7 protein-coding genes and 1 pseudogene are annotated in these 8,926 nt (G+C 66.8%); 4 read left to right on the forward strand and 4 right to left on the reverse strand.

Annotated features, from left to right (window positions below; translation table 11 throughout):
- Together GEV05_19755 and ttcA are read right to left on the reverse strand one after the other, a co-directional pair.
- On the reverse strand, nt 1-327 hold a 327-nt coding region (locus tag GEV05_19755; GenBank protein MPZ45581.1), incomplete at its 3' end, for an NnrU family protein.
- A 127-nt stretch (nt 328-454) separates the two neighbouring features.
- Complete coding sequence (gene ttcA / locus GEV05_19760) at nt 455-1,378, reverse strand: tRNA 2-thiocytidine(32) synthetase TtcA (GenBank protein MPZ45582.1); 924 nt, start codon at nt 1,376-1,378, stop codon at nt 455-457.
- A 203-nt stretch (nt 1,379-1,581) separates the two neighbouring features.
- Here ttcA and GEV05_19765 point away from each other — a divergent pair, with 203 nt between their 5' ends.
- Nucleotides 1,582-2,013, forward strand: coding sequence for a universal stress protein (locus tag GEV05_19765; protein ID MPZ45583.1), 432 nt, complete (start codon nt 1,582-1,584; stop codon nt 2,011-2,013).
- 37 nt (nt 2,014-2,050) lie between these two features.
- On the opposite strand, the gene GEV05_19770 is transcribed toward GEV05_19765, so the two are convergent.
- Together GEV05_19770 and GEV05_19775 are read right to left on the reverse strand one after the other, a co-directional pair.
- Nucleotides 2,051-3,265 carry an MFS transporter gene (locus tag GEV05_19770; protein ID MPZ45584.1) on the reverse strand — a complete coding sequence of 405 codons (1,215 nt, stop codon included), beginning with the start codon at nt 3,263-3,265 and terminating at the stop codon, nt 2,051-2,053.
- A gap of 15 nt (nt 3,266-3,280) precedes the next feature.
- On the reverse strand, nt 3,281-5,155 hold the full coding sequence (locus tag GEV05_19775; GenBank protein MPZ45585.1) for a methyltransferase domain-containing protein: 1,875 nt from the start codon (nt 5,153-5,155) through the stop codon (nt 3,281-3,283).
- A 723-nt stretch (nt 5,156-5,878) separates the two neighbouring features.
- Between GEV05_19775 and GEV05_19780 the strand changes: the two genes are divergently transcribed.
- The 3 genes and pseudogenes from GEV05_19780 (at nt 5,879) to GEV05_19790 (ending at nt 8,769) form a co-directional block, all read left to right on the forward strand.
- The gene (locus GEV05_19780) at nt 5,879-6,574 is read left to right on the forward strand and encodes a class II aldolase/adducin family protein (GenBank protein ID MPZ45586.1); all 696 of its coding nucleotides are present in this window, start codon (nt 5,879-5,881) and stop codon (nt 6,572-6,574) included.
- A gap of 15 nt (nt 6,575-6,589) precedes the next feature.
- Nucleotides 6,590-8,335: a thiamine pyrophosphate-binding protein gene (locus GEV05_19785; protein MPZ45587.1), complete on the forward strand. Its 1,746-nt coding sequence runs from the start codon at nt 6,590-6,592 to the stop codon at nt 8,333-8,335.
- 284 nt (nt 8,336-8,619) lie between these two features.
- Nucleotides 8,620-8,769: pseudogene (locus tag GEV05_19790) on the forward strand (integrase).
- Nucleotides 8,770-8,926: the final 157 nt, after the last annotated feature.

Genomic DNA, 8,926 nt, shown 5'->3' on the forward strand with positions numbered 1-8,926 from the left:
GCCGGCCAGCATGGGATGTCCGAGCTTCGCCCTGATATGCGTGCCGGGGATATAGGCGGCAGCGATCAGGACGAAAACCGGCAGCGTCAGCAGCGCCGCCAGGTGCCGCGTCCAGAGCGGCGGCTGCCACAGCACGATCGGCTCGGCGCGCGCCAATCCGTAACCCCAGACGATCAGCACGAGGCCCGCGATCGAGACGAGCGAATACAGTCCCTTCCAGCGCTTTTCCCCGAGGCGTTCGATGCGGCGGGTGCGCCAGGGCTCTGCGACGATGCGCACGGAATGCGCGCCGAGAAAGACGATCAGACCGAGAACGAGCACGATCATGCCGGTTCCTCCAGGTTGTCAGCGCGAAGCAGGCGACTGCGGCGAGCGCCCGATGCAACGGCGTGGCGCTTCCCCGCAAGGCTCCGCTGCCGTCTCGAGCACGGGGCGACGACAGTCCGCGCGGACTTCAGCCGCCGGCCAGCGTTTCTTCGGCGCCTTCGCCGGGCGAAGAATCGAGCGCGAACCCGGTTGCCGGCAGCGGCTGCGGGTCGAACGCCGTGTCGCCGTCTTCAAACGCCGCCGCGCGCGCCTGCAGGCCGGCAAAATCGAACAGCCCGGCATCGGCGAGATGCGACGGCGCGACGTTCTGCAATGCGCGCAGCATGTTGTCCAGCCGGCCGGGATGCTTGCGCTCCCAGCCTTGCAGCATGTCCTTCACGATGCTTCTTTGCATGTTCTCCTGCGAGCCGCACAGCGCGCAGGGGATGATCGGGAAGTCGCGCGCGCGCGCGTACGCCGCGATGTCCTTCTCGCGGCAATAGTACAGCGGCCGGATCACCACGTTGGAGCCGTCGTCGCTCACCAGCTTGGGCGGCATCGCCTTCATCTTGGAGCAGAAGAACATGTTGAGCAGCAGTGTGGTCAGGATGTCGTCGCGGTGATGACCCAGCGCGATGCGCGTGGCGCCCAGCTCGCGCGCGACCCGATAGAGCACGCCGCGGCGCAGCCGCGAGCACAGCGAACACATGGTCTTGCCTTCCGGTATCAGGCGCTTGACCACGCTGTAGGTATCCTGGACTTCGATGCGGTAGGGCACGCCGGCGGCTTGCAGATAGCCGGGCAGAACGTCGGCCGGAAAGCCCGGCTGCTTCTGATCCAGGTTGACGGCGACGAGCTCGAACTTGAACGGCGCGTGCTCCTGCCATGTGAGCAGCACGTCGAGCAGCGTGTAGCTGTCCTTGCCGCCCGAAAGGCACACCATGACGCGCTCGCCTGGGCCGATCATGCCGTAGTCGGCCGACGCCTTGGTCGCAAGCCGGGTGAGCTTCTTCGCGATCGGGGAGCTGTTGAACGCCTGCTGGCGGGAAAGGGTACGTGAATTGCCGTCCATGGGATGGCGCGCCTCGCGTGCAAGCGAGGATATTATCCGTTACCGCCGCGGTTGACCATCTCGCCGCGGGTGCGCGACCCATCTCCGTGACGAGCACCGATGGCGAATCCCGCTGCTCACGCTGAAGCCGAAGCGACTCACGCCCCGCATGCTCGGCTTCGACAACGTTGCAACCATTCCGCAACTATTCAGGAGGAAGGCGCATGTTCAAGATCCTGCTCGCAACCGATGGTTCCGAACACGGCAAGCGCACCCTCGAAAAGGTGCTCGAGCTTTCGGCGACGATGAGCACGCCGGCCCAGGTGCACGTTCTGAACGTGCAGGAAGCGCCCGTCGTGTATGGCGCCGCCGAAGTCTATCTTCCATATGAGAAGGCCGAGCAACTGGTCAGGGAGGCCGGCCAGAAGATCGCCGACGATGCCGCCGCGGCGCTACGCAACGCCGGTCTTGCCCCCGTGGCCGAAGTGAGCGTTGGCGATGTGGCACCGGCGATCGCTCGGCGCGCCAGGGAGCTCGGCTGCGACCTGATCGCCATGGGCACCCGCGGCATGGGCGCGGTCGGCAATCTGGTGCTCGGTTCGGCGGCTACGAAAGTGATTCACCTGAGCGACATTCCTGTCATGCTCGTGCACTGACGGCCGCTGTCATCGCTCGCGCGCGCTCGGGCAGCGGTCAGGCCTCCTGCCTACCGGCGCGCAAGCGCAGTGCCTCGGAGGCGAGCTGCCCGACCAGCACGACGGCGCCGACGCCTGCAAAGGCAAGCCCCCAGGCCTCCCGCGACATGCCGCCGGCGAGATCGAGCGTGAAGCCGAATGCGAGCGGTCCGACGAACCCGCCCGCATAGCCCAGCATGGAATGGATGGCGAGCGTCGCCCCGCGCCGCGTCGGTTCCGCGCTCGTGGTCGTGCCCGCCGTCAGCGACGACGAATCCAGCCAGATGACGATTCCGTAGGCGATCACGAGTGCGACCGCGAGCGGATAGCTCATCGACCCCACGAAGCCGATGATCGCCGCACAGAGTATGGAAAGTGTCATGGCGATGCGCACCAGGCGCACGCGGCCCCAGTGGATCGAGGCCTCGTTGCCGAGCACGCTCGCCGCGGTGCCCAGCAGCGCCATCACGGTCGTGACGACGGCCGGTGACATCCAGACCGCACCCGCGCTGCCCGCTGCGACGAAGGCGAGGAAGGCGACTGCCCAGCCGCGCAGCGCGTTCATCTCCCACGTGTGCACGCAATAGCCGACGGCGTATGCCATCGCAATGCGATTGCGCAGCACCGGCCGGAAGTCGAGCAAAGGGGCCGGCGCCCTTGCCGCGGCGCGGCGCGGCTGGCGAGGCGCGAGGATGAGGATCATGCCGAACGCCGTCGCCGCGCAGGCACCCGAGATGCCAAAAGCGACCGGCCAACCGAACGCGGATGCGAGCGAGTCGGCGAACACGAACGAGAGCGCACCGGCGACGCCGACCCCGGCGGCATGTCCCGCAACCGCCCGCGACATGAGCGGGCCTTCGACCCGATCGGAGAGCAGCTTCAATCCCGTCATGTAGCTTCCCGCCCAACCGATGCCGGCAAGCGCGCGCGCCGCCAGCGCGCTCCAGAAGCCATCGACCAGGAAGGCGAATGCCAGGTGTGCGGCTGCCGTGGTTGCCGCACCGAAAAGATAGACGCGCTTGGGATCGACGCGGTCGGTCAGGCTCACCAGGAAGGGGACCGAAAGTGTGTAGGCGCCGTAGAAGATGCCGGTGATCCAGCCCGCGTCGCTGTTGTCGAGCCGCCACGCCGTCATGAACGTCGGCAGCAGCGCCGGCCAGGCATAGGCGCCGATCTGCACCAGCACCTGCGCCAGGCACATGATCGCGACCAGGCGGCGCGGGCTCGCGTTCACGCGCTTGCCCGACCCTCAGGGCTTCACGGCGATGGTCAGTCCGGCGGTGTGCTCGAACAGCAACCGGTCGTTGTCGAGCCGGAGCCCGATGCCGGCGGTTGTGCCGCCGCGGGCCAGTGCCCGCATCACGATCTTGAGCGGCATGATCCGTTCCGGGGCGTTGGTGATCTTCATCCATTCCCCGAACTCGCGATGGTTCGTCCATGCGGTGCAACTCGCGATCTCGAGCCCGGCCTGCATCAGCACCCGGTACAGCTCCGTTCGGGGCAGCATGCGCACGTGCGACGGATCGCGCAGGATCTCGAGGGCGTTGTGCAGCGCTGCCTCTTCCTCGGATTCCGCCGCCATCACGTCGACCGTGACCACTCGCCCACCGCTGCGAACGACCCGGGCCATTTCTCGCACGGCCGCAGCCGGATCGGGAAAGTGGTGCAGGGCCGAGCGCGATACGACGGCATCGAAGGCCGCGTCGGGAAAGGGAAGCGCTTCGGCCCAGGCGGGTACGAAACGCACGTTGGAAAGGCCCGCCGCCTCGGCGCGGCGCCGGGCTTTGTCCAGCATCTCCGGTGTGATGTCGCAACCCACGACTTCCGCGGCGCCCGGGGCGAGCGCCTCGAGCACGATGCCCGGCCCGCACGCGACGTCGAGGATGCATGCATTGGGCGTGACGTGCGCAGCTTCCCGAATGCGGGCAAGGACGGTGCGATCGTTGAAGACTGCGGCCGATGCCATGGCATCGGCCTGCCGGGAGAACTCGCTGCGTACGACGCTGTCGCGTTGCGGCACGCGCTTCGCTCCGCTGCCCGCTACTTCGTTCCCCACGGCTTGATGGCTTGCTTGAGCTTCGTATGGCCCTCGAGGTAGCGCGGGCGCTTGCTGCCGTAGATCTCGTCGAAGGTCTCGAGCTGGGCGTCGAGCCAGCGGTGCAACTCCTTGTTGTCCGGGTTTGCCGCCTTGTACGCCTCGTTGATCAGGACGAAATGGATGCGCGGGTCGTACGGCTGCTTCTCGCCGCCCACGGTTTCGTCGCCTGCCAGCAGCCGCAGCAGCATCGCATCCGCCGAGCCCAGGGTCTGCTCGAAGATCGGTTCGCCCTGCATGCGGTACATGACGCTCGTCATGTCCTTGCCGTTGGTCATGGCGAAGCCCATGTCCTTCCAGACCTTGTTGATGTCCGTGCCCGCCTTGACGTGCTCGAGCACCTTCTGGCCCCAGCCGCGCAGGACATCGGGCGCATCGGCCATGAGGTCGGTGAGACGGTCGCCGTCGAGGTCGGTCGAGTACACCACGGCCTTGCGCTGCTGATACATGTCGTGCAGCAGGATGCCGAAGTTCGTGTCCGAGATGTGCTCGTGGATCTCGCCGCCCCAGTTCTCCATGCCCGCCTTGAAGTCCTTCGGCAGCAGCGCGACGATGGCATCGACGTTCGCCTTGTGCTCGGCGTATGCATCCACCGCGTAGCGGCGCTTGAGCTCGAACTTGGTACCCTGAAGCAGCCAGCGCACGATGCCGGCGTTCACCGCGTCTTCCTGCGCCTGCGTGGGCTTGGTCGCGACGCGTCCGAGCTGCTTGTTTTCGTGCACGAGCTTGAGGAACAGCCGCACCGCGTAGGCCATGCGCACGCCGGGCGTGTTCATCTCCGAATGGATGTTGCCGCTGTCGCGGTCGACCTTGAACTTCTTGCTGTCCTGCGAATACGGCAGGCCCGGCATGAAGCGCACGTTGGTGATGGTGCCGTAAGGCCGGACGTTGCAGTACACGCCGGCGGCGGTGCGCAGCGGCGCGTTGGCCGACTTGCCCATCACGACCACCTGCTTGCCGTTGTCGTTCACCAGGGCATCGCCGGCGGTCGACCACTTGATGCAAGTGGCGTCGAGCTTGCCGAACCATTCCAGGGACTTGAGCTTGGTGTCGTGACGGTACTGCGCCATCATCGGTACGCCGAGGAAGGGCAGCCCGAGCACGTCGAGGGCCATGATGGTGCCGTTCAGCGCGAACATGTCGGTGAACGCATGGGCAACCGGTTTCATCCCGCCGCTCACGTTGCCGCCCTCCCAGATCACCGCATCCGAGATCCCGCGCGGCTGCACGCTGGAGCGCTGGTAGATGCTGTCGAGATACTTGAACAGGTCACCGCTTTGCTCTTCCTGGGCGATTTTCAGCAAGTCGAGAGGTTTGCTCATGGCTCAACGTTCTCCGTAACAGATAGGGGCCGCCCGCCGATGGGAATCGAGCGGGCCGTCGGGTCGCCTGGAAGGGACTGGATCGGGCCGCCCCTTCTCGTATAGGTCCGTCGATCGATTATCGCATTTCGCCGGGCGCCGTCCTAGCGACGGGACCTGGCGCGGGCTTGTGCCAGCCGACACGATCGCTCGCCACTGCGCCGGTCCGCTCGGCGGCCGTCGCGATTTCCCCGAACGCGCGCGCAGCAGGTTAATCTCCCATCCTTGGGGCTCGAATGCGAGGCGCGGTTCCTTCTTTTGTGCAGCCCGTCTTGGATCGTCCGCAGGCTGCGCTGCGGGTGCGAGCGCTCATGTTCGGGGACGCGCCTTGGACCGTCCGCAGGCTGCGCTGCGGGTGCAAGGGGAAGTGGATGACAGGGAGCAAGCCACGATGAGCGATGCGCTCGTTACGACCGCGCTCAAGGCGTGGCGATTCCTTTACCGGCGCGGTTTCATCGAAGGATTCGGCCACATCAGCGTGCGCTTGCCCGGGTCGGATCGATTCCTGGTCATGCGCCACTCGGCTGCCATGGATGCGACCGGCGAGGACTTCCTGCTGTTCGACCTCGATGGCAAGCATCTCGAGGGCGCCGGTGTCGCGCCTGGCGAAAACCCGATCCACCTCGAGATCCTGCGCGCTCGCCCCGACGTCGGCAGCGTGATCCACTATCACGGCATGTACTCGACCGCCTTCACCACGAGCGGTGAGCGGCTGCGCGCGATTCATCTGATGGGCACCTTGTTCCACGACGGCATCCCGGTCTACCCGGATCCCAAGCTCGTGAGCGACCGCGTGCGCGGCGCCGCGCTGGCGCAGGCGCTCGGCCCGCATCGTGTGGTGCTCATGCGTGCGCACGGTGTGGCGATCACCGGCGCGAGCGTGGAAGAGGCGGTGGCCGGCGCGTTTCTGTTCGAGGAGAATGCTCGCCGGGCGTGCATCAGTGCATCGCTCGGCCGGCCGCTATGGCTGGACGACGAAACTGCGGCCGATGCGGGCTCCGAGCTGCTGAAGAGTCGCGGACCGTTCAAGCGGGTATGGGCGCTGGTGGAAAGCGAAGACCGGCAAGCCAACATCAAGACGGAGTGAACGATGAACGAACCGATGCGACACGGCACAATCGCGCACGACGCACCCGTGCCTTCGAAGCCGGGCGACGAGTTCTGGGGCAGCGACTACATCGCCGCAGTGGTGCGCGAGATGGACATCCCGTATATCGCGCTCGTACCGGGTTCGAGTTATCGCGGCTTCCACGACAGCATCGTCAACTATCTCGGCAACCGCGCGCCGCAGATGGTGCTGACGATCCACGAGGAGAATGCGGTCGCGATCGCGCACGGCTACGCCAAGGCTGCCGATCGGATGATGGCGTGCGCGGTGCATGCCAACATCGGTCTCATGCGCGCCGTGATGGCGGTGTACAACGCCTGGTGCGATCGCGCGCCGATCCTCATGTTCGGCGCCACCGGACCGTGGGACGCCGCGCAGCGCAGAGCCTGGATCGACTGGATCCATACCTCGGCGGACCAGGGCGGGCTGATCCGCAACTTCACCAAGTGGGACAACCAGCCGGGATCACCGCTCGCAGCCGGCGAAGCCATCCTGCGCGCGGCACAGATCGCCACGACTGCGCCACGCGGTCCGGTTTACGTCAACCTGGAAGTGGCGATGCAGGAGGAGAAGATCGGCGCGTTGCCGCCGCTGCCGGACGTGACGCGCCACGCACCGCCGCCTGCGGTTCGGCCTGCGCCCGAGCTGATCGCGCGGGCCGCCGAGCTGCTGTCCGGGGCGAAGCAGCCGGTGATCTTCGCGGGACGCTGCTCGCGCAGCCTCGAAGGCTGGAACGCACGCGTGGCGCTGGCGGAGAAGCTCAATGCGCCCGTCATCACCAACATCAAGCTTGCTGCCGCTTTCCCGACCGATCATCGCTTGCACGCGGCCACGCCCGGCCCGTACCTCGCAGCCGAAGCCTATGCGCTGGTGGCGAACGCCGACGTGGTGCTCTCGCTCGACTATCTCGATCTCGCCAGCTCGCTCAGGCAGGCGTGCGACGGCAAGCCCTTCCCGGGCAAGGTGATCCAGGTTTCGTGCGATGCGCACAGCCACCGCGGCTGGAGCATGGACTACCAGGGCTTGCCGCCGGTGGATGTCTATCTCATGTGCGAGACCGATGCGGCGGTTCCGCTGCTGTTCGAAGCGGTGCGGCCGCGGGCCGCCGCGCCCGCGATCCCGGCGCGTCCCGCCTTGCCCGCGCCGTCGACCGATGCGGTGTCGATGCGCGGCGTCGCGGTCGCGATGGAAGCCGCCACGCGCGGCGTCGATGTCTGCTACACCCGTTTTCCCCTGGGCTGGAACGGTAACTACACGCAGCTGCGCCATCCCCTGGACTACATCGGCCATGACGGCGGCGCCGGTGTCGGTTCGGGCGCCGGCATGACGGTGGGCGCCGGGCTTGCGCTGAAAGGCACGGGCCGGCTGCCGATCGCTCTCATGGGCGATGGCGACTTCCTCATGGGCAATACGGCGGTGTGGACGGCGGCGCACTACGGCATCCCGTGCCTCATGGTCGTGTGCAACAACCGCTCGTTCTACAACGACGAGCGCCACCAGGGACGCATGGCGCAAAGCCGGGGGCGGCCGGTGGAGAACCGCTGGATCGGCCAGCGCATCGACGACCCGGACATCGATATCGCTGGCATGGCGCGCGACATGGGTGCGGTTGGCATCGGCCCGGTCACGGACCCGGCGAAGGTGCAGGCGGCGCTGGAGGAGGGCATTGCCGCGGCGCTGGCGGGACGGCCGTGCGTGGTGGATGCACGCGTGCTGCCGGGCTACGACAATCGGGGATAAGCTTCGATGAAGACCTGAGATTCACGCGATGCTCGGAGGCCGCGGCGCGCTTTCCTTCGGAAGAGCGTCCGGGGCCGAGCGCCAGGCGATTCAATCGACGAGGAGGAGGACGGCATGTCGGGTCGAGTCAGTTCGTGTGCTGCAGCACTTTTGCTCGCGCTCGCGCTTCCGGCGTTCGCGCAGCCATGGAAGCCGGAGCGCAACGTCGAGATCGTGGTCAACTCCGGTGCCGGCGGCGCGGCCGACCGGCAGTCGCGTCTGGTGCAGAGAATGCTGGCAAACTGCCTATGCCGAAGGGCACCTATGTCAACGGCTGGAAGCGCATTCTCAAGCGTGCCAAGGTACCGCACGTGGGAACGCACGGCGTGAGGCGCCGGTCGGCGACCGACATCGCCAATTCTGGCGTGTCCGTGCGGCGAGCGCTACCAGCGCATCAGCTACGCCTATGCGGACAAAGTTAAGATCGGCGCCTACAAGCTCGAAGCCGACGCGATACGCGCGGGCGACCGCAAGCCCGGGCTCGACGAGATCGCGCGACTGGGCGAACGGGTCCTGGCGATGATCGGCGAGAGGCCGCTCTACTACGCCTAG

This window comes from Betaproteobacteria bacterium, from assembly GCA_009377585.1.
Lineage (GTDB): Bacteria > Pseudomonadota > Gammaproteobacteria > Burkholderiales > WYBJ01 > WYBJ01.

What these genes read in the sequence shown, in the direction of transcription:
- ttcA (MPZ45582.1), bottom strand. Translation starts at nt 1,378, where the DNA reads ATGGACGGCAATTCACGTACCCTTTCCCGCCAGCAGGCGTTCAACAGC.
- GEV05_19765 (MPZ45583.1), top strand. Translation starts at nt 1,582, where the DNA reads ATGTTCAAGATCCTGCTCGCAACCGATGGTTCCGAACACGGCAAGCGC.
- GEV05_19775 (MPZ45585.1), bottom strand. Translation starts at nt 5,155, where the DNA reads ATGGTTCGGCAAGCTCGACGCCACTTGCATCAAGTGGTCGACCGCCGG.
- GEV05_19780 (MPZ45586.1), top strand. Translation starts at nt 5,879, where the DNA reads ATGAGCGATGCGCTCGTTACGACCGCGCTCAAGGCGTGGCGATTCCTT.
- GEV05_19785 (MPZ45587.1), top strand. Translation starts at nt 6,590, where the DNA reads ATGCGACACGGCACAATCGCGCACGACGCACCCGTGCCTTCGAAGCCG.